The 19,971-nt window shown below is 63.5% G+C and carries 16 protein-coding genes; 2 read left to right on the top strand and 14 right to left on the bottom strand.

Going from position 1 to position 19,971, the window contains the following annotated elements:
• Window positions 1–9: 9 nt before the first annotated feature.
• From tdh to hutI, 13 genes are all read right to left on the bottom strand, one after another.
• Complete coding sequence (gene tdh / locus VOI18_RS03935; protein WP_323761111.1) at window positions 10–1,038, bottom strand: L-threonine 3-dehydrogenase; 1,029 nt, start codon at window positions 1,036–1,038, stop codon at window positions 10–12.
• The gene (locus tag VOI18_RS03930; protein WP_323761110.1) at window positions 1,035–1,874 is read right to left on the bottom strand and encodes a hypothetical protein; all 840 of its coding nucleotides are present in this window, start codon (window positions 1,872–1,874) and stop codon (window positions 1,035–1,037) included. Before VOI18_RS03930 ends, tdh begins: the two co-directional genes overlap by 4 nt.
• A gap of 44 nt (window positions 1,875–1,918) precedes the next feature.
• On the bottom strand, window positions 1,919–3,028 hold the full coding sequence (locus VOI18_RS03925; protein ID WP_323761109.1) for an NAD(P)/FAD-dependent oxidoreductase: 1,110 nt from the start codon (window positions 3,026–3,028) through the stop codon (window positions 1,919–1,921).
• A gap of 347 nt (window positions 3,029–3,375) precedes the next feature.
• Window positions 3,376–4,554, bottom strand: a complete 1,179-nt coding sequence (locus VOI18_RS03920; protein WP_323761108.1) for a hypothetical protein — start codon at window positions 4,552–4,554, stop codon at window positions 3,376–3,378.
• 204 nt (window positions 4,555–4,758) lie between these two features.
• On the bottom strand, window positions 4,759–5,688 hold the full coding sequence (locus tag VOI18_RS03915) for a hypothetical protein (RefSeq protein ID WP_323761107.1): 930 nt from the start codon (window positions 5,686–5,688) through the stop codon (window positions 4,759–4,761).
• 38 nt (window positions 5,689–5,726) lie between these two features.
• Window positions 5,727–7,154 carry an amidohydrolase family protein gene (locus VOI18_RS03910; RefSeq protein WP_323761106.1) on the bottom strand — a complete coding sequence of 476 codons (1,428 nt, stop codon included), beginning with the start codon at window positions 7,152–7,154 and terminating at the stop codon, window positions 5,727–5,729.
• Between the two features lie 99 nt (window positions 7,155–7,253).
• On the bottom strand, window positions 7,254–8,456 hold the full coding sequence (locus VOI18_RS03905; protein ID WP_323761105.1) for a glycine C-acetyltransferase: 1,203 nt from the start codon (window positions 8,454–8,456) through the stop codon (window positions 7,254–7,256).
• 368 nt (window positions 8,457–8,824) lie between these two features.
• Complete coding sequence (locus VOI18_RS03900) at window positions 8,825–9,160, bottom strand: hypothetical protein (RefSeq protein WP_323761104.1); 336 nt, start codon at window positions 9,158–9,160, stop codon at window positions 8,825–8,827.
• A 492-nt stretch (window positions 9,161–9,652) separates the two neighbouring features.
• Complete coding sequence (locus VOI18_RS03895; RefSeq protein WP_323761103.1) at window positions 9,653–10,177, bottom strand: hypothetical protein; 525 nt, start codon at window positions 10,175–10,177, stop codon at window positions 9,653–9,655.
• 242 nt (window positions 10,178–10,419) lie between these two features.
• On the bottom strand, window positions 10,420–12,090 hold the full coding sequence (gene hutU / locus VOI18_RS03890; RefSeq protein ID WP_323761102.1) for a urocanate hydratase: 1,671 nt from the start codon (window positions 12,088–12,090) through the stop codon (window positions 10,420–10,422).
• On the bottom strand, window positions 12,091–12,903 hold the full coding sequence (gene hutG, locus VOI18_RS03885) for an N-formylglutamate deformylase (protein ID WP_323761101.1): 813 nt from the start codon (window positions 12,901–12,903) through the stop codon (window positions 12,091–12,093). It lies immediately after the preceding gene.
• Entirely contained in the window at window positions 12,903–14,426 is a 1,524-nt protein-coding gene (gene hutH, locus VOI18_RS03880) for a histidine ammonia-lyase (RefSeq protein ID WP_416374860.1), read from the bottom strand. The genes hutG and hutH overlap by 1 nt, the downstream gene beginning before the upstream one ends.
• A gap of 5 nt (window positions 14,427–14,431) precedes the next feature.
• On the bottom strand, window positions 14,432–15,640 hold the full coding sequence (gene hutI / locus VOI18_RS03875; protein ID WP_323761099.1) for an imidazolonepropionase: 1,209 nt from the start codon (window positions 15,638–15,640) through the stop codon (window positions 14,432–14,434).
• An 86-nt stretch (window positions 15,641–15,726) separates the two neighbouring features.
• Here hutI and VOI18_RS03870 point away from each other — a divergent pair, with 86 nt between their 5' ends.
• A complete protein-coding gene (locus VOI18_RS03870; protein ID WP_323761098.1) occupies window positions 15,727–17,100 on the top strand; it encodes a formimidoylglutamate deiminase in 1,374 nt (457 codons plus the stop codon).
• The gene (gene hutC / locus VOI18_RS03865; RefSeq protein ID WP_323761097.1) at window positions 17,097–17,831 is read left to right on the top strand and encodes a histidine utilization repressor; all 735 of its coding nucleotides are present in this window, start codon (window positions 17,097–17,099) and stop codon (window positions 17,829–17,831) included. Before VOI18_RS03870 ends, hutC begins: the two co-directional genes overlap by 4 nt.
• Window positions 17,832–17,969: 138 nt before the next feature.
• On the opposite strand, the gene VOI18_RS03860 is transcribed toward hutC, so the two are convergent.
• The gene (locus tag VOI18_RS03860) at window positions 17,970–19,961 is read right to left on the bottom strand and encodes a TonB-dependent receptor (protein WP_323761096.1); all 1,992 of its coding nucleotides are present in this window, start codon (window positions 19,959–19,961) and stop codon (window positions 17,970–17,972) included.
• Window positions 19,962–19,971: the final 10 nt, after the last annotated feature.

Raw genomic sequence — 19,971 nt, 5'->3', positions numbered from 1 at the left:
TCAGACCTATCAATCCCACTCCAAAACCACCTTGCCGGATTTGCCGGCGCGCATGGCGTCAAACCCCTTCTGAAATTCATCCGCCTTGTAGCGGTGGGTGATGATGCGCGAGACGTCGAGACCGCTCTCGAGCATGGCGATCATCTTGTACCAGGTCTCGAACATCTCGCGGCCGTAAATGCCTTTCAGCGTGATCGCCTTGAGCACCAGCTGGCCGAAATCGACCTCGATCGGTTTGGACGGCAGGCCGAGCATGGCCACCTTGCCGCCCATCACCATATTGTTGAGCATCGAGCCGAAAGCCTGCGGCGCGCCTGACATTTCCAACCCGACATCAAAGCCCTCGGTCATGCCCAGCTCCTTGGCCACGTCCTCGATCTTCTCTTTCGAAACATCGACCGTGCGGATCTTCGGCGCGACCTGGCTGGCCAGGTGCAGGCGGTGGGTGTTGATGTCGGTCAATACGACATGGCGGGCGCCGACATGGCGGGCAATCGCGGCGGCCATGATGCCGATCGGACCGGCACCGGTGATCAGGACATCCTCGCCGATCATGTCGAACTGCAGGGCGGTGTGCACGGCATTGCCGAGCGGGTCGAGGATCGAACCAATCTCGTCGGGCACGTCCTCGGGCAGCGGCACGACATTGAAAGCCGGCAGCTTCATGTACTCGGCAAAGGCGCCGGGAATATTGACGCCGACGCCGCGGGTTTCCGGGTCGAGATGGAAGCGCCCGGCGCGCGCCGCGCGGCTGGTCACGCCGACGACATGGCCTTCGCCGGAGACACGTTGTCCTGCCTTCACGCGCGTCACGTTGGAGCCGACATCGACGATCTCGCCCGCATATTCATGCCCGACCACCATCGGCGTAGGCACATTCTTGGCGGCCCAGTCATCCCAGTTGTAGATGTGGATGTCGGTGCCGCAGATCGCCGTGCGCTTGATCTTGATCAGGACATCATCCGGGCCGATCGTCGGCTCGGGCACATCCTCCATCCAGATACCTTCTTCCGGCTTGGCTTTGACCAGGGCTTTCATGCGGTGTCCTCAACTCGTGGCGTTCCCGTCTGGGCGGGCTTGTCGCGAAGATACATCACCGCGGCGGCGGGGAAAGTCAGCATCATCGGAATGAGCAGTATCCCCATCAGTTCAGCGACATATCCGTTGGATCCGCTGATCCAGGTCGCCGCGATGGAGAGCGCGCCGACCGCCGCCGGAATGGCCAGGATACGGCGCCGGTCCATCCACAACATGGCGGCCAGCCAGGCCGCATAGGCGGCAATCAACCCCCACTTGATCCAGGTGTCGATACGCAGCATCTCGATCCGAACCGGCAAGAATGTGTCAAAGGCGTAAGAGACCAGTTCCGCTTCTGCACTGGCCTCGTCAAAATAGCCGCGCGGCAGGCAGTCGCGTAATACGACCGCGTCACGCCCGTCTGCGGGTTCCATGCCCTCGCCGCACAGCGGATTCTCGATTTCGGCGAGAATGCCGTTGATGGTCGCATTTTCCTGCCAGTCGGCTGGTATCGTCGCCAGCGCCAGGCCGATCCCGATCACCGCCAGAAAGCGCCCGCGCAGGGCCATGCCCAGAAAGAAGACTGCCGCCATGCCGGCATAGGCAACCGGGAAGAACCAGTCGAGAAACTGGACCTCCTCCAGCCAGGCCCTGAGCTCCGCCGCCCCGTCGCCCCGCAGAAAGGCGATGTCGTCAATGTCCTCGGCGAATTCCAGCGCCAGGATGGGAGTCTGGAATCCGTCCTCCATCGGCGCGCTGCCCGGATTGGGCGGCGAGCCGAACAACGCCAGCGGGAAGGCCAGCGTGACCAGCGTCAGCACAAGAGTGGCCACAAAGGCCCAGCGCGATAGTGTCATGTCATCCCCCGATTGACGCCATAATGGACCGCGCTCCGGCGGGATCAAGCGATGAGACGCTCGGCAACGGTCTCACCGAGCGCCAGCGAGGCCGTAAGCCCCGGGCTTTCAATACCGAACAGGGCCATCAAGCCTGCCAGGCCATGCACTTCAGGCCCGTCCAGGCGAAAGTCCGGTTGCGGCTGCCCCGGCCCGTGCAGCTTCGGTCGGATGCCGGCATAGTCTGGCGTCAGGGCGCCGTCCGGCAGGCCGGGCCAGAAGCGCCGGGCGGTCGCCTCGAACGCCGCCGCCCGGGACGGGTCCACCGTGTAATCTTCCTCTTCGACATAAGCGAGATCAGGCCCGAACCGCGCCTGCCCGCCCAGATCCCGGCGATAATGGGTGCCAAGCGCGCCAGGTATCGGCAGCGGATAGACCAGCCTGGAAAACGGCGCCTTGCCGGACAGGGTGAAATAGACGCCCTTGCCGTAGTGCAGCGCCGGAATTTGGTCGGCCGGATAGCCGTCAACGCCGGACGCGGCGGCCTGGGCGCCCAAACCGGCGGCGATGACCAGATAGCGGGTCGTCACCTCGGTCGGATGCTCGCCACCGGTGCGGATCCGATAACCGCCCTCAGGCAGTGCCGTCGCGCCCGCGAACGGCGTGTTAACCGCGATCGCCCCGCCATGCCCGGCGATCTCGCCTGCCAGAGCGTCCATATAAGCGTGCGCATCCATCACGCCGCTTTCTTCCGACAGCAGGGCTGCCTCGGCGCGCAATTCAGGCTCGAGCGCCCGTGCTTCGGCGCCACTGAGGCGTCGCATGCCACCGACCTGGTTGATATGCGCCTGGTCGAGGATGGCATCCAGCCGCTCAATTTCGTGCGGCTGGGTGGCGACGACCAGCTTGCCGCATTTGTCGTGCGGCAGATGGTGGTGTTCGAGAAAGGCGTAGAGCATCAACCGCCCGGCCACGCACAGGCGGGCTTTCAGCGAGCCGGTCGGATAATAAAGCCCGCCATGGATGACCTCGGAATTGCGCGAGGAAATGCCCTGGCCGATCGCCTTGTTGGCTTCCAGCACAACGGTTTCATGGCCGCGCCGGGCAAAGGCCCGCGCCGTCGCGAGGCCGACCGCGCCGCCGCCGACAATGATCGCATCCGTCTCAAACGCCATGCCTGCTCTCCCGACGCGATGTCCGACTCGGCGACATGATCGGCGCTGTTGCGTCGCGGGTAAATGGCGAGCCAGAAGCCATCAACAAGCCCGAGGCTTTGAAGGGGAGCGCGACGGCGCTCAACCGGCCATAAATCCCTTGCCGGGAATTCGCTCTGTCAGATCAGGTCGGTCAAGGCGCATGCCCGCTTAGCGGCGCCGAAGGCGGCCTTGACCGGCCTGATCTGACAGAGCCCCCTGGCTGACATGGGATGAATGGCGAGGTCCGTGCGCGGGCGCGGCCGGACGTCACGAAAAAGCCGCCCGGCGCGGGACCGGGCGGCTCTTCATCTGAGGGCCAAGTTCGATCAGCCCTCAGCGGCACTCACCGGCGGGAATATACGGCCCAGCGGTCCGACCTGCGGGATCGGCAGCAGCAGGATCCGGCGGACCGGGTTCCACGCTGCGCCCAGCACCACGACCACGCCGCCCAGCACCAGCAGGGTCACGGCAACAACGGCGCCGGCACCGAGGCCCGCCGAGTTGACGATGATGCCAATGGAGACGCCGGCCGTGACCAGTCCGGAGACGATCAGCGCCCGGCGATTGATGAGCAGCGAGACCAGGGCGAAAATCCCGATCACGGTCAGGGCCGTAATGGCCAGGCGGGTCGCCTCGGCACTGTCCGACGCCATGGCGGCAAACAGGTTGAGGTTTTCAGGATTGGCAAAGTCACTTTCTTGAAAGGTCCAGCCGGTCTGGGTGACGTTGAGGACGGCGCCCAGCAGGACCGGCGCGGCGAAGAAATGCAGCCAGAAAGCGGTGCCGGCCAACCGGGTCTCGCGGCCCGGATCCCGGGCGTCAAAGAGGATCCCGGCCAGCAGCAGCGATGCCCCGGCCGCGACATTGATCGTCGGCGCCCAGACAATCACCGTGTAGGGGTCAAAGGCCAGCAGTGTCATCACGGCGGTCAGCACAACACCGACCCCCATCAACCCGCCCGCATAGGGCAGGCGATAGCTGAAATAATAGGCCGCCACCGGCAGCAGGAAGGCGAGACCGAACACGACCGGCATGAAGCGGATCGAGACCGGCAATTGTGCCAGCACCATCATCACGGCTTCACGCCCGAACTCCATATTGTCGACGCTGTCACCCGCAAGTTCGAAGGACTGTTCGCTGAGGCCTGCGCCGTGGATCAGGAACTGGGCATAACCCCAGATCAGCACGATACTGGTCGCCACACCGAATACGCTGGACAGTACGATGCCCGGCAGGATGCGGCGCTGCTTGCCGACCAGCAGGGCCGACAGAAACCAGATGAAGACAGCGATACCGCCGATCAACGCCATCAGCGCGTTCTGCCAGGCCTGCTCGCCTTCATCGAGGCCCATCCCGACCATCACCTGGCCGGCACCGACCGCCAGACCACCCAGCAGGATCAGGACCCCGATGGTGGTGAAAATGTCGTGGAAATTGTTCAAGAACGGCAGCATCTCGTCGGATGGCCGGGCGCTGCTGGCGCTCATCTCGCTGGTCTCAGTCATCTCAGTCCCCTGTCTCACGATATCCGTGTGATGCCCCCCGGCGATCAATCGGATGCAGAATTCGCCAGAAAAGCGAGTCTGACCGGGAGACACTACGCGCGTTTGGGGAAAAGGTCAGGGGGACTGGTTGGGGCGGCGTCCCGGGGCAAGGCGAACCCGCCGCCGCGGATGATCCGATCGGCTGTTATCAATTAGCTGATGCAGCTACTCCTCAGTGTAGGTATCTCCAACTTCCACCAACCGTTCAGCTTCGCTCGCGGCTGCGCTGTCACCACCACTCATTGCCCAAAATGAGACCCCGTAGGTACGCCATATTTGTTCGACATCATCGAGCGACAACCCAGTACCAAAAATCGCAGCGAAGGCATCTTCACCGACGGCAATCCCTTGACCGATCGCGTCAAATAAATCGCCAAAAGTAAGCGAATACCCTGGATCCAACTGATACTTTTCTCGATCGCGAGAATTCAACACTGAATGAGATAGCCATTCTGAACGGTAGGCCCTGACGCGACCGAAATGGGGTGACTTGGCATAATCCCGAACATGCGCGATTGCAGACTTTCTAGCAGCCGCATCTTGTTGCTCTCTGCTTTTGGCATTGCGAATTCGTCGGCGAAGGGTTTCCGAACAGGATAACTCCCGTGTTTTTCCATTCACCGTAACCCAATACTGCCCGGTGGCGCCCCAACGGCGTGATGCCCGATTGAAGAGGCTCCTCACACGCGCGTCGCTGTCCAACAAATCAGCCACATACAGGAATGACAAATTGGCACTAGGCCCGATACCACCGGATGAAGAAAACAGTCGATCGAGTGTCGCGACTGCGTCGCGCAACAGTGATGTCTCGATCAAGCGAAATGCATTGCCGCGATAAGTCCCATTAAACCTGTCCCGCACTGTGTCCTGCTCGAAGACGCCGTCCAAAAGAGCCTTAATCATCACCAATCGCTCAAGGTCTCTAGCAATTCGGCGCCTGGCCTCTTGCAGGCCTGCCGGCCAAAGGTCTTCGAATTTTCGAGCGGTTAGCATTTCTAAACCTCCTCCCCCCAGCTCCTTGCCCGCCTTCGCCAACGCCGCCACCGGGCGATCAAGAATGTCGGGCGCGTCACCCGCCAGCATCGCGACGCGCATGGGACGCATCCCCACGCCGCAATAGCGGACAGATGACCCTATCGCGCTTTCAAATCATCGCGTGCGAGGGGCTCTCCATGCAGGATGACGGTCTGGATGGTGTCCCAGGCGGCGATATCAAGGCGGGGATTGGCCTCCAGCAAGAGCAGGTTGGCGACCTTGCCCACCTCGACCGTGCCATAGCGCGCCTCAAGCCCGAATTGCCGTGCCGGATTGATGGTCCCCGCCCGGAACACGGACTCGGGCGACACACCGGATTGCGCCAGGCTCTCGATCTCGAGCCGCGTGCACAATCCCGGTTGATTGGCGCTCGTCGGGCTGCCGGGACAATCACTGGCCAGAAGCAGCGGATGCCCGGCTTGCTCAAGAAAGGCCGTCGCCCGCTGAACGCGCCCAACACCATAGCCGAAAATCGCGGCCATCTCTTCTCGTGGCATGTCCGGCGGGAAATCGGCAGCCAGTTCGTCGGCAAACCAGTCCGCACCGCCCGCGCGATACCAGTCGAGCAGGTTGGCTGGCACAATGTCCGCGTATTCAGGTGCATCCATCCGGGCTGGCAGCAAGTGTTCGCCCAAGCCCGCCATGACGCGGTGGGTCGGCATGTAGCCGACACCCTGCTCATGCACGCGTTGCAGGACTTCCGCGACGGGCGGGTCGCCCTCTGGCCATTGCCAATTCCACAGGCCGTGCGCCAGCACATCAACATCAGCATCAAGCGCGATCTGATACATGTCGATTGCATTGGCATGGGCGAGAAGGGGAAGCTCGTGCGCCCGCGCCGCGTCCCGGATACGGCCCAGTATTTCGGCGTCGTACAGCGGCCATTCCGACTCCGCGCCGAAACCGTCTTCCAGATAGACTTTTACACAGATCGCGCCGTCCGCAGCGATCCGCTCGACCACCCTTTCCGGCGTCTGGGTCGCCGTAATGCGATACGGGTAAAGCGAAACCATATCCGCATCATCGCGCTGATTGATCGGATAGCCGGCTTCCTCATTGGGAATTTCACCGCAGCGGAAAAAATCCGGCCTCTGGCTGATCGCGGCAAAGTCACGCCAAGCCAGAAGTGGTGCGGGATCGAGGATCTGCGTCACCCCGAAATAGAGCAGACTGCGCGGCTGTTGGGCCATATAGGCAGCGACCAGCGCCTCCTGCTCACGCGCCGGCGCGACACCCATCGCGCCCATGCCCGGCACGAAGGCCACATGGTGGTGACTGTCCATCAGGCCGGGCGTCAGAAAGCGACCGCTGCCATCGATACGCGTCGCCGATCGGTCGGACTGAATTGGCTCGGCGGATATCTCCGCAATGACACCGTCACGGATCAGGACATTCATGGCGTCCGACGCAGACTCGCGCTCGGCGGAGACGATCACGACATTTTCGATCAGGAGTTCGTCGCGCTCCGACGTGCACCCGGCCAGTCCGAAGCCCGCAAGAATTGTCGTAAACAGCAAAAACCTCACAGCCACACTGTCCTTTTCTCTGCTTTCTTGTCGCCTGCATCGCCAATGAGCCACGCGACAGGTATTTTTCGGCCAAACCGGGGCGTTGCCGCGTCGCGCCTAGATAACCCCGAGCTCCCGGCCCACCTTCGTAAACGCCGCGACCGCGCGGTCGATCTGCTCGAGCGTATGCGCCGCCGACATCTGCGTGCGGATACGGGCCTTGCCCTTGGGCACGACGGGGAAGAAGAAGCCGATCACATAGACGCCCTCACCCATCAGCCTGGATGCCATCTCCTGGGCCAGCTTGGCATCGCCCAGCATGACCGGGATGATCGGATGTTCGCCCGGCAGCAGGTCGAAACCGGCCTCGCTCATGCCGGTGCGGAAGCGTTTGGCATTGTCGAACAGGCGGGCGCGCAGATCATCGCCTTCGGCGACCATGTCGAGCGCTTTCAGCGAGGCACCGACAATGGCCGGTGCGAGGGAGTTGGAGAACAGGTAGGGCCGCGAGCGCTGGCGCAGCATGTCGATGATCTCCTTGCGCGCCGCGGTGAAGCCGCCCATCGCCCCGCCCAGCGCCTTGCCGAAGGTACCGGTGATGATGTCGATCTCGCCCAGCACCCCGCAATGCTCCGGCGTGCCGCGCCCCTTTGCGCCCATGAAACCATGAGCATGGCAGTCATCGACCATGGTCAGCGCGTCATACTGTTTGGCGAGGCGGACGATGGATTTCAAATCGGCGATATAGCCATCCATCGAGAACACGCCATCGGTGACAATCAGGATATGCCGCGCGCCATCAGCCCGGGCCTGTTTCAGCTGGGTCTCCAGATCCGCCATATCGGAATTGGCATAGCGATAGCGCTTGGCCTTGCACAGACGCACACCGTCAATGATGGAGGCATGATTGAGCGCGTCGGAGATGATCGCATCCTCCGGCCCCAGAAGCGGCTCGAACACGCCGCCATTGGCGTCAAAGGCCGCCGCATAGAGAATGGCATCCTCGCAGCCGGCAAAGGCCGCGACCTTGGCTTCCAGCTCTTTGTGCAGGTCCTGCGTGCCACAGATGAAACGCACCGAAGCGACGCCGAAACCGTGACTGTCGAGCGTCGCCTTGGCCGCCTCGATCAGCTCCGGCCGGTTGGCCAGGCCGAGATAGTTGTTGGCGCAGAAATTGATCACATGGCTGGACGCCCCGTCCGCCGTCACATCAATCTCGGAGAATTGCTGCGAGGTGATGATGCGTTCGCGCTTGTACAGCCCGTCGGCATCGATCTGCTTCAACTCGTCGGACAGGTGGGCGTAGAAGGCGTCGGACATCGGGAGCTCCCAAGGGTGAGTCTGGTGTTGATCCACCTTCTATTGCCCTGCCTCAAACTTGTCATCCCGGCCGGACGCCGTGTGCAAGCAGGGCGCAGAGCCGGGATGACAAGCGGGGAGCGTCTTTCTTCCCCATACCATGGGGAAGTGGGCCGCTGCGCAGCAGCGGGTCGATGGGGCCGAGCGCAGCGAGGACAAACGGCTACGCCGCCCCTCCGTCCCTGCGGGACACCTCCCCATGGAATGGGGAGGAAAGCCGCTAGAGCTTAGACTGATCGAAATTTGGGCTCGTCGTTCATTCTGCAGCATCGCTGCCCAAACCGGTCATGCCGCTTATCTCATGAAACCGACTGATTGAGACCTCATCATCACGGGCTCAGCGGAGCCTCGGCCGACACCCGTTCAATCTTCAAGATCACATCGTCAAGCACGCATAAACGGTAGGCATCGCCCGCCTCCAGATCCGCCCTGATATCTAGCAACAGAAACAAAATGCCGTGCAAACTACCGGGTATTTCATAATCAGCGCCTTCAAACGTGAGAGTGGTCTCCGGGAAGCTATGCATCATGAGCTCCCGATCAGGTTTCCGGCCATCAAATGTAGCGACGACGATAGTACACTGGCTGGCCAGCAGCGCGGCCCGGCTGCTCGCCAATGGCAAATACGTCATGAGGAAGTGCGCGCCGCCAATCAGCGTAACCAAGCCGAAAACAATGACACCATTCAGGCGTTTGCGCTTTTCAAAAATTTGACAATGGCCATAGGTCGATCAGCCGTGGAAATGCGATAAAGGCGGCGGACAACACGTAAAATCCCAGGATCAAACGCCATTCGAATACATCCCAGACAGAGACATCCGCGACCGTAAACACCAATTCGCTCATTCACTTTCCCCCGACAGCCCTAAAACCAGCCGCCAAAAACCCGAAACGAATAAACACGCTTTCATCACCTAAACCCTCGAACTGGCAAGCGAAGACCCCTTTCTTCCCCATACCATGGGGAAGTGGGCCGCTGCGCAGCAGCGGGTCGATGGGGCCGAGCGTAGCGAGGAAATACGGCTTCGCCGCCCCTCCGTCTCGCCTCTAGAGCTTCAACAGGGCGAGCCCTTTGCTCTTCGCTCATACCAAGGAAGCGTGGCCCGGATCGATCAAACTTCCTATGTCCGCACAACGCTCTGATAAAGCCAGCATATTCATGGGCTCGGAGCCCCGGCGACAGGCGCGTGCTCGATCCTCAAGATCACATCGTCCAGCACACATAAACTGTAGGAGCGCCCTGCCTCCAGATTTGCCCTAATGACAGGGAGCAGATACACGCTGCCGTACAAACTTCCGGGCATTTCGTAGTCGGCGCCTTCAAAGGTGAGTGTGGTCTCTGCGACGCTAACTGTCATGAGTTCCTGATCAGGTTTGCGGCCATCGAATGACGCAACGACAATGGCGCATTGGCCTGCCTGCAGCGAAGCCTGACTGCTCTTCAATGGCAAATACGTCATGAGAAAATGCCCGCCGCCCATCAGCGTAACCAAGCCGGACAACAACACTCCATTCAATCGTTTGCGCTTCTCAAAAAAGGCAAAGTTTGACAACGGCCAGAAATCAAGTAGGCGCGGAAATGCAATGAAAGCAGCAGACACCACGTAAAACACCGGTATCCAGCGCCACTGGAACACCTCCCAGACGGAGGTCTCTGCGACCGTAAACACCACATCACTCATTCACTTGTCCTCAAATAGGCCTGCACTCAGCTGCCAGCAGACCAGAAACCAACAGACCAGCTTACATCACGCGCCTGCCCGCATTGACAGGTAAACACGCCCTTCTTCCCCATTGCATGGGGAAGTGGGCCGGTGCGAAACAGCGGGTCGATGGGGCCGAGCGTAGCGAGGAAATACGGCTTCGCCGCCCCTCCGTCCCGCCCTTCGGGCGATCCACCTCCCCACAATGTGGGGAGGAAAACCTAATCCACGCTCGGCAGATCCAGCCCCTGCTCCCGCGCGCACTCCTTCGCGATCTCATAGCCCGCATCCGCATGACGCATCACGCCGGTCGCCGGATCGTTCCACAGCACGCGGCCGACACGAGCGGCGGCCTCATCCGTGCCGTCGGCGAGGACGACCTGGCCGGAGTGCATGGAATAGCCCATGCCGACGCCGCCGCCATGATGCAGCGAGACCCAGGTCGCGCCGGAGGCGGTGTTGAGGAGCGCGTTCAGGAGCGGCCAGTCGGCGACGGCGTCGGAGCCGTCCATCATCGCTTCGGTTTCACGGTTGGGACTGGCGACCGAGCCTGAATCAAGATGGTCGCGGCCGATCACGACCGGGGCGGAGAGCTCGCCCGTGCGGACCATCTCGTTGAAGGCCAGGCCCAGCTTGTGGCGTTCGCCCAGGCCGACCCAGCAGATGCGCGCCGGCAGGCCCTGGAAGTGGATGCGCTCGCGGGCCATGTCGAGCCAGCGGTGAAGATGCGGATTGTCCGGGATCAGCTCCTTCACCTTGGCGTCGGTCTTGTAGATGTCCTCGGGATCACCCGACAGCGCCGCCCAGCGGAAGGGGCCAATGCCGCGGCAGAATAAGGGGCGGATATAGGCCGGCACGAAACCGGGAAAGTCGAAGGCGTTGGTGACCCCCTCATCATGCGCCATCTGGCGGATATTATTGCCGTAATCGAGCGTCGGGATGCCTTGCTCCCAAAACGCCAGCATGGCCTTCACCTGCTCGGCCATGGAGGCTTTCGCAGCGGCTTCAACAGCGGCAGGATCGCTCTCGCGCTTTTCGTCCCATTCGGCCAGCGTCCAGCCAGCGGGCAGATAGCCGTTGGCCGGGTCGTGGGCGGAGGTCTGGTCGGTCACCATGTCCGGCTTGACGCCGCGCTTCACCAGTTCGGGGAAGACCTCGGCAGCATTGCCCAAGAGGCCAACGGAGACCGCCTCACCCCTGGCGCAGGCGGCGTTGATGAGCTCGAGTGCCTCGTCCAGCGTGCTGGCGCTCTTGTCGAGGTAGCCGGTCTTCAGTCGCATCTCGATCCGGCTGGGCTGGCACTCGACCGCCAGCATGGAAGCGCCGGCCATGGTCGCGGCCAGCGGCTGGGCGCCGCCCATGCCGCCAAGCCCACCGGTCAGGATCCACTTGCCGGTGAGATCACCATCATAATGCTGGCGACCGGCCTCGACGAAGGTCTCGTACGTGCCCTGAACGATGCCCTGCGAGCCAATATAGATCCACGACCCGGCCGTCATCTGGCCGTACATCATCAGGCCCTTTTTATCGAGTTCGCGGAAATGGTCCCAATTGGCCCAGTTGGGCACGAGATTGGAGTTGGCGATCAGCACGCGCGGCGCATCCTTGTGGGTGGGAAACACCCCGACCGGCTTGCCGGACTGGACCAGCAGGGTCTCGTCTTCCTTCAGGCGCTTCAACGTCGCGACGATGCGGTCATAGCTCTCCCAGTCGCGCGCCGCCCGACCGATCCCGCCATAGACGACCAGCTCCTCCGGCTTCTCGGCCACGTCGGGGTCGAGATTATTCATCAGCATGCGCAGGGGCGCCTCGGCGGCCCAATGGGTGGCGTCGAGCTTGGAGCCATGTTTGGCGCGGATGATGCGGGAGTTGTCGCGGCGGGTCTGGGTCATTTACTTCACCTCTCCGGAATAGAGACTTTTCGCCGCGTTGAGTGCGGCTTTCATGACGTCCTTGAGGGCAGCGCGCAGCTGGTCGGCCTTGGCCGTGTCCAGCGTCCAGGGCGGCGCTTCGCTCATATAGGCGGACTGGGCGAGTTCCATTTGCAGGGCGTGGATATTCTGGCTCGGTCGCCCAAAGGCGCGGGTGATGAAGCCACCCTTGAAACGGCCATTGACGATGGAGGCGTATTCCTCGTGATCCATCATCGCCTTGACGGCCCAGCGCTCGATCGTGCGGTCACAGCTCTCGCCGCCATTGGTGCCCAGATTGAGGTCCGGCAGCACGCCCTCGAACAAGCGCGGGACCTCGGATGCAATCGAGTGGGCATCCCACAGCAGCGCATATCCATGCTCCATCCGGGTCGCCATCAGCGTCTCGGTCAGGGCACGGTGGTACGGATCAAAACAAGCCGTGCGACGCTGCTCGATCTCTTCATCATCGGGAGCCTCGCCGTCCTTGTAGATCGGCGTACCGTCAAACAGGGTTGTCGGAACCAGCTCGGTCGTCGCCTGGCCGGGATAGAGGGAAGAGCCGGTCGGGTCTCGATTGAGGTCGATGACATAGCGCGAGTAATTGGCCCGGATGACGGTGGCGCCGAGCCCGTCGAGAAAGTCGTAGAGCTCGGGGATGTGCCAGTCCGTATCCGGCAGCCCGCCCGCAGGCTCGCTCAAGCGATCCGCCAGGCCCGGCGGCAGGGCTGTCCCCGAATGCGGCATGGAAACAACGAGCGGCGCAGTGCCGCGCTTGAGCGTGAAGACGTCCATCAGGCAATCCCGGGAAGCGTGCCCGCATCCGCGACAAGCCCCCTGCCCGTCACCAGATCGCGTGCATTGGCGATATCGGTGGCAAAGTAGCGATCATCGCCATAGGCGGGAACAGTTTCGCGCAACCGACCCTTCGCCGCCTCCAGCACCGGCGAGGAGGTCAGACCGTCATGGAAGTCGGTCCCCTGCGCGCCGCACAGCAGCTCGATCCCGACCACCGCGTGAAGGTTCTCCGCCATTTTCAACAAGCGAAAGGCGCCATGGGTGGCCATGGAGACATGGTCTTCCTGATTGGCGCTGGTGGGAATGCTGTCGACCGAAGCCGGATAGGCCTTCTGCTTGTTTTCCGAGACCAGGGCCGCCGCAGTCACATGGGCGATCATGAAACCGGAATTGATACCCGGATTGGGCGTCAGGAAGGCCGGCAAACCGCTGACCGCCGGGTCTGTCAAAAGCGCAATGCGGCGCTCGCAGATCGATCCGATCTCGCAGGCCGCCATGGCGATCTGGTCAGCAGCGAAAGCGACCGGCTCAGCGTGGAAATTGCCGCCGGAAATGGCTTCGTCGGTGTCAGTGAAGATGAGCGGATTGTCGGTGACGGCATTGGCTTCGCGCTCCAGCACCGAGCCGGCCTGGCGCAACAAGTCGAGCACCGCGCCCATGACTTGCGGCTGACAACGCAGGCAATAGGGATCCTGGATCTTCTCGCAGCCTTCATGGCTTGCGAGAATGTCCGATCCTTCGAGCAATCCGCGCAAGGCGGCTGCGACGTCGATCTGGCCTGGATGTCCACGAAGGGCGTGAATACGCGGATCGAACGGCGCGACCGAACCCTTGGCAGCATCAACACTCAGAGCGCCAGAGACCAGGGCCGCCCGGAAGCCCGCCTCGACCTCGAACAGTCCGGCCAGCGCCAGCGCGGTCGAGGTCTGGGTGCCATTGAGCAGGGCCAGGCCTTCCTTGGGACCGAGCCGGACCGGTGCCAGGCCCGCCTTGGCGAGACCATCGCGGGCCGGCATGCGTTCGCCCTTCACCGTGACATCCCCGGCGCCGATCAGGGCGGCAGACATGTGCGCCAGCGGTGCCAGATCACCGGACGCGCCGACCGAGCCTTGCGACGGGATGACCGGCAGCACGTCCGCATCCAGCATGGCCTGCATGGCTTCGATCGTGGCCCAGCGCACGCCCGATGCGCCGCGGCCCAGACTCGCCAGTTTGAGCGCCATGACGAGGCGGACAATGCGACTGTCCAGCGCCTCTCCGATCCCGGCGGCATGGGACAGGACGAGGCGCTCCTGCAAGGTCGCCAGTTCGTCATCGGCGATCCGCGTTTGGGCCAGCTTGCCGAAGCCGGTATTGAGGCCATAAACCGCCCTGCCGGAGGCGATCAGGCGGTCGACTGTAGCCGCCGCGGCATCGACACCGGTCCTGGCGGCAGGATAGATGCGGATCGACGCGCCATGCCAGATGGCGGCCCAGTCGGCCAGCGCCATGGCGCCGGGTTTGATGGTCACAGTGGTCACAACTGTCACTGCCATTCTCCTGCGAGGATGCGGCCATGCAGCGGCCGGCGTCCGATCCATTGGATGATTTCTGCGGGACGTTCGACATCCCAGATCGCGAGGTCAGCCGCCTTGCCGACTTCCAGCGTCCCGATCTCGTCCTGCAGGCCAAGCGCCCGCGCGGCATTGCGGGTCATCCCGGCAAAGGCTTCGGGCAGGGTCAGGCCGAACAGGATGCAGGCCATGTTGGCCGCGGTCAGCAAGGATACCAGCGGCGAGGTTCCCGGATTGGCGTCGGTGGCGACCGCCATGGCAACGCCGGCCGCCCGCATCGCCTCGACCGGCGGCTTTTTCGTTTCGTTCAGGGCATAGAAGGCTCCCGGCAGCAACACGCCGACCGTGCCGGCCTTGGCCATCGCGGCGATGCCCTCGGCATTGGTGTATTCAATATGGTCGGCGGACAGGCCACCGAACTCGGCGACCAGCCTGGCACCGCCGGTATCGGAGAGCTGGTCGGCATGCAATTTGACCGGCAGACCGGCAGCCTTCGCGGCGATGAAGAGGCGCCGCGTTTCTTCCGGCGAAAACCCGATGCCTTCGCAATAGGCGTCGACCGCGTCTGCGAGACCTTCGCGAGCCGCCTCGCGGATCAACGGTATGCAGACCTCGTCGATATAGCGGCCACTCTCACCCTTGTACTCAGGCGGCACGGCGTGGGCCGCCAGCAAGGTGGCCGACACACGCATGCCCGAGGCCCGCGCGACGCCGCGAGCGGCACGCAACATGGTACGCTCACTGTCGCGGGTCAGCCCGTAGCCGGATTTGATCTCGACCGTGCCGACACCTTCCTGGGCCAGCGCATCTAGCCGGGTCAGCGCACCCGCCGCCAGCTCGGCAGCACCGGCCTGCCGGGTTGCTTCGACCGAGCGGGCGATGCCGCCACCGGAGCGCGAAATGCTCTCATAGCTTTCCCCGCCCAGACGCCGCTCGAACTCGTCCGAGCGGTCACCGGCGAAGACCAGGTGGGTGTGACAATCGATTAGGGCCGGTGTCACCCAGCGGCTGGCCAGGCGCTCGGTCTCACGGGCCTCGCCCGGAATCTCGGACATCGGACCGATCCAGGCAATCCGTCCGTCCTTGATGCCCAGTGCCGCCTTCTCGATGACGCCATAGCCGCCATCTCCAGCGACCATGGTCGCCAGTCGGGCTTCGGTCAGCAAGCGGTCGAATTGCATCGGCATAGGCTCCCGGGGACTTTGCAAGTGGCTAATTGTCTATACAATAAATCCCGGTTTTCGAGTCTGTCCAGCCGGGAGACACCGTGTCCACTGATTTTCATCTCGCCTGCGCACTTCTGCCCGATGGCTGGACGGACAATGTCCGCCTTTGCGTCGGGCCCGATGGCACCATCACAGCCCTGGCCACCCGTGAAGACCCCCGGCCCGACGACACGCGGCTCGGCACGGTCCTGCCCGGCATGGCCAATCTGCACTCCCACGCCTTCCAGCGTGCCATGGCCGGCCTGTCGGAGCGTCGCGGCCCGGGCACGGACAGTTTCTGGTCCTGGCGCGATGTCATGTACCGTTTCCTTGACCGGCTTGACCCCGACGCTGTGGAAGCGATCGCGGCAATGGTGCAGGTGGAGATGCTGGAGGCAGGATTCACCACGGTCGGCGAGTTCCATTATCTGCACCACACGCCGGACGGCTCGCCCCATGACGACCCCGGCGAGATGGCAGCCCGCATATGCACTGCGGCAGAGACAACCGGGATCGCGGTGACCCTGTTGCCGGTCTTCTATCGCTGGTCCGGATTCAACATGGCGCCGGCCACGCTAGGCCAGCGGCGCTTCGTCTGCGACCCCGACCAGTATTCAACGCTCGTTGAACGGGCCCGCCACCACGCCCGGTCCCTGCCCCACGTGCGTGTCGGGATCGCACCCCACTCACTGCGGGCAGCGTCGATCGACGATATCACCGCCATCCTGCCGCTCGCCGAAGAGGGTCCGGTCCACATTCACATCGCCGAACAGATCGCCGAGGTCGAAGCCTGCCGCGACGCGACCGGTCACCGCCCGGTTCGATGGCTGCTTGACCGGCAACCGGTCGATGAACGCTGGTGCCTGGTGCATGCGACACACATGGCGGCCGACGAAATTCGCGACCTGGCAGCATCAGGAGCAGTCGCCGGCCTTTGCCCGCTCACCGAGGCCAGCCTGGGTGACGGTCTGTTTCCCGCCGTGGACTTTCTCGCCGCCGGCGGGCGCTTCGGCATTGGGTCGGACAGTCATATCCGTATCGACCTGGCCGAGGAGCTGCGCCTGCTGGAGTACGGACAGCGCCTCACGCGACGCGAACGCAATGTGCTCTCCGCGCCCGGCGTCAGCACGGGCCGTCACCTGTTCGATGCGGCCTGCGAGGGCGGCGCGCAGGCGACAGGACAGCCAACCGGCCGGATCGCGGTCGGTCACCGCGCCGACCTGGTCGAGCTGGACGAGCGCCACCCCGTCCTGACCGGCCGAACTGGCGACTCCCGGCTGGACAGCTGGCTGTTCGCCGGTGATGGGCGACAGGTGCGCAGTGTCCATGTGGGCGGCATGGCGCGGGTCATGGACGGGCAGTCTACCTGCCGGGAGATGGTTTCACGGCGCTATGAAAAAACCCTGCAAACCATCATGGCGGACTGGACGGCATGACCAACTGGCGCGACCAGCTTCAGCTTGATGGCGAGGGTCCTGTCTATGACCAGATCCGCCAGGCCATCCTTGCACGCATCCGCAGCGGCAGCTGGCCGCCGGGTTATCGCCTGCCCTCGGAAGCCGATCTCTGCGATCATTTCGGCACAGCGCGGATGACGGTGAGCCGGGCCTTGCGCGCACTCACCGAGGACGGGTTGGTGATCCGAAAACGCCGCGCCGGCAGTTTTGTGGCCCAGCCCGCCGCGCCGGCCGCCCTCCTTAAGATCATCGACATGGCCAGCGCCATTCCCGCGCGCGGACAGAGTTATGACTATGAATGTCTGAGCAGCGGGACAATTCCCGCCAGCAAAGAGACAGCCCGCTTGATGCGCCTTCGCCCCGGCGCCCGCGTGCAACATGTCCGCTGCCTGCACTCAGCCGACGCAAAGCCGGTCGAACTCGAGGAACGCTGGATCAATCTTGCCCTGTTGCCGGACGTCGCCCAGACCGACTTCACACAGGAAGGGCCGGGCAGCTGGCTGCTCCGCAAGACGCCCTGGACCGAGGCCGAACACACCGTCTCCGCGATCAATGCCGACCGCGCCCTTGCCGCCTGCCTCGGCGTCGACCTCGGCGCGGCCTGTCTGGTGCTCGAACGCCGCACCTTCCAGGGCGATGACGTCGTCACCCTCGCCCGTCTCACCCATCCGGGCGATCGCCACGTGATGAGCGAGCGCTTCGTGCCCTAGGTCGGGTTGGAGGCAAGCCACCCGGATCGGATCAAGACCGTGTCCAATGCTCGGCGCCACGCGCACAGCCTTGCATAGTTCGCGTGTCAGCCAGCTGGCCGCCTCCGAGGCGACCCCTCCAGGTCGATCAACACAGCATCAGAACCCGGCCCGCACCCCGACACTCAACCCCCGCCCCTCGCCCGGGAAATAACGATCCGAGCCGAACGCATAATCAGCACGCTCGGCGTAGCGGGTGTCGAGCAGGTTGCGGATGGCGGCGAAGACCTCCAGGTCCTCGCGCCATTGATAGCGGGCGCGCACATGGAAAAGGTCGTGGCCGTCATAGGTGTGTAGATTGCCGGCATCGGTGAAGTAACGGCCCATGTGCGACCATTCCAGCTCGCCGCTGAAGCGCGCGGTCGGTTGCCATTGCGCGCGGGCATTCCACAACCATTCCGGTGCGGTATCAATCTCGGCACCGGCACGGATGGTCTCGCTGGCGGTGGTGACCGGCTGGTCGAAATCATAGAGGTGGCGGGCCCAGCTGCCGGCCAGATTGAGCGTCAGGGTCGATGAGGCCCGCCAGTCCAGCGCCAGTTCCACCCCGTGATGCCGGGTTTTACCACCGGTCACGTTGAAGCCGTCGGAGTCGCGGAAGAAGACATTGCGCTTTTGCATGGCAAAGGCGGTGACGGACCAGTCGAGGCGCGCGCTGCCGCGCCGGTATCCGATCTCGAAACTGTCCAGCGTTTCCGGCTCGATGCCGTCGATCACCTGACCGGGCTGGAGCCGGTAGAGCTCGGCGGTCTGCGGCGCGCGGGCCCCGCGGGCCAGACGGGCCACGACATGGCTCGAGGCAGCGACCTGCCAGCTGGCGCCGATATGGGGCAGGACAAGGTCATACGCGTCGCTTCGGTCGGCGACGCGCAAATAGCGCCCGATGGCAATGTCAGCAAGCCGGTTGTCATACTCATACTGCACCCGCTCAAGCCGCAATCCTGCTTGCAGGCGCAAGGCATCGGACGCGTCCCAATCGCCTTGGCCATAGAGGGCCGTCAGGGTGCTATCGACGGTGTAGTCATAATGCTCGCCCTGGACGAAAGAGAAGAGGGTCGGGCGGCTCTGGGTCTCGCGCAGCGTGCCGGTCGTGGCTTCGACATCGGCGCCCAGCACCCATTCGCCCCATCCGGTCTGCCGGGTCATCGACGCCTGCACGCCAGCACTGGCGTGACCGCTTTCCTCCAACGCCTCGGACGGGAGAAAATGCATCAGAAAGTCCATCTCGTTGGCCCGCAAATAGGGTGTCAGTTGCCAGCGCGTGCGGGCGCCGGCCTGACCGCTCAGGCTCAGGGCCAGGCGCAGCGCCTGGGCGTCGCGAAAGGCTTCCGGGTCGGCATTGCCACGGGCCAGGCCAGGGTCACGATAGGCATCCCGTCCGCGGATATAGCCGGCGGTCTCCTGTTGCAGGGTCACCAGGGCCGCCGTGGCGCGCCAGTCAAAGTGCGAGCCCTCGCCGTCAACCCGAACCAGGGCTTCGATGCGATCAAGGCCCGCCTCGGCGCGCCAGCCATCCTCATGCTGGCCAGCGACCGCGAACAAGGCCGACATTGCATCGTCAGGACGCGCGATGGTCAATCGCCCCCGTCGCCGACCGAAGGCACCGATTTCGGCCTCGAAACTGCTGGCGGCATGCGCCGGATCCGGTGTGAGAAAATTGACGACACCATGCAGCCCGTTCGAGCCTTGCAGCGCTGAGCCGGGGCCCCGCACAACTTCGATGCCGCCGGACAGGCCATTGAGGGCCTCGAACAGGCCATTCACATTGGCAAAGCCGGCGGCCCGCAACGGAATTCCGTCTTCAAGATACAGAAATGACCCGGCACCGGCGCCGCCGGTCAAAACCGGCGAACGGATCGCCGTCAGGTGTTCCGCGCCATTGCCGCGGTTCAACCTGACGCCCGGGATACGGGCAAGGAGTTCGGATGGATGTTGGGCCGCGGTCTCGTTCAGGGTCCCGGCATCAATGTATGTGACCGGCAGGATGGTCGAGTCGGCCGCCTCGCCGCTGCGGGTGCCGGTGACGACGATCACCTCGCCCGGCTCACGGCCTGGCTGGGCCGCTTGGGCCGTCGTGTTCACGGTCAGCATGATGCTCGCC

This window comes from Maricaulis sp., assembly GCF_034670125.1.
GTDB lineage: Bacteria > Pseudomonadota > Alphaproteobacteria > Caulobacterales > Maricaulaceae > Maricaulis.
The sequence above is the reverse complement of the archived record's forward strand: the minus strand, read 5'-3'. Positions and strand labels throughout refer to the sequence as shown.